Annotated in this window: 1 protein-coding gene; it reads left to right on the top strand. The window is 44.3% G+C overall.

Annotated elements, in window-relative coordinates:
• Positions 1 to 111: 111 nt before the first annotated feature.
• The gene (locus FZ041_RS14295; RefSeq protein WP_149190060.1) at positions 112 to 1,359 is read left to right on the top strand and encodes an IS256 family transposase; all 1,248 of its coding nucleotides are present in this window, start codon (positions 112 to 114) and stop codon (positions 1,357 to 1,359) included.
• The last annotated feature ends 81 nt before the right edge of the window (positions 1,360 to 1,440 follow it).

Below are 1,440 nucleotides of genomic sequence, written 5' to 3'. Positions count from 1 at the left end.
GAGAGTGTAAAATTAAGTGTGTAAGTTACCGGTAACTAACTTACGCACTTTCTTTTTATCCGAAAGTGCGGTACAGTATCATCATAATGACAGAAACGGAGTACAGCACTTATGGCAAGACGAAAAAACAGAGGCAATGAAAAAGGACAGGCTATCGCCAAACTTATCATGGAGCAATATCAACCCCAGAATAAGGAGGAAATGCAGGATGCTATAAAAGATGTATTTGGCCCCATGCTAGAAGCTATGTTGCAGGGAGAAATGGACAACCACCTGGGCTACACATCTAACGACCACGGCAGCAAGGATACAAACAATCGCCGCAATGGCTATATCAATAAGACCGTTCGAAGCAGTTTGGGTGAAATCCCCATCAGCGTTCCTCGCGACAGGGACGGATCCTTTGAGCCGCAGGCTATTCCTAAACGGTCAAAGGATATTACGGGGATTGAGGATAAGGTCTTGTCCATGTATGGACGTGGTATGAGCCAGCGTGATATATCATCGACCATTGAAGACATTTATGGCTTCAGCCTGTCGGCGGAAAGTATTTCAAACATCACTGACCGTGTGCTGGAGGAAGCTGAAGTCTGGCAGAATCGTCCCCTTAAACCATTTTATCCCTTTATATTCGTAGACTGCCTTTACGTACCTATACGGCAGGAGTACGAGACGAAAAACTGTGCCATCTATGTAATTCTCGGCTATGATTTGGATGGTATCAAGGATATCCTAGGCTTGTGGATTAGCGACACCGAAGGTAAGCATAACTGGATGCAGATTTTTGACGAAATTAAGACACGCGGTGTTGAAGACGTGGCTTTCATCAGCATGGACGGTGTTTCCGGGCTGGAAGAAGGGGCAAAAGCAATTTTTCCACAGGTGGTGGTACAACGCTGCATTGTGCACCTTATCCGCAATTCCATTAAGTATATCCCATCCAAGGATTACAAAGGATTTACAGCCCAGCTTAAGAAGATTTATGGTGCTATTAATCTCAAAGCGGCTATTGCCGAATTTGACCGATTTAAGGACGCTTGGAAACATTATCCTGGAGCAGTAGCCGTATGGGAGAGAAACTGGATACATGTGGAACAGCTTTTCAATTATGGTAGTGCCGTACGCCGTGTGATGTATACTACCAACGCCATTGAGAGCGTTAATTCCAGCTTTCGCAAAGTAACGAGAAAAGGGGCCTTCCCTCATGAAAATGCTGTTCGCAAGATTCTTTATCTGCGAATTCTGGAGCTATACAAAAAATGGCAGGGGCATCCCATTATGCGGTGGTCTATGGTACGGAACCAACTAGCTATTGATGAAAAAATTCAGGAAAGAATGCTAAAGTACGAGCAATTTTAAGCTTTTTCCCATAGAAAAGGCGGCCCTTTCGGACCGCTTTTCTTATGGCAAAAAAACTTACACACTTATCTTGACAAACTC

This window comes from Pseudoselenomonas caprae, assembly GCF_008271345.1.
GTDB classification, from domain to species: domain Bacteria; phylum Bacillota; class Negativicutes; order Selenomonadales; family Selenomonadaceae; genus Selenomonas_A; species Selenomonas_A caprae.
Note: the sequence above shows the minus strand (reverse complement) of the source record. Positions and strands in the feature narration are given on the sequence as shown.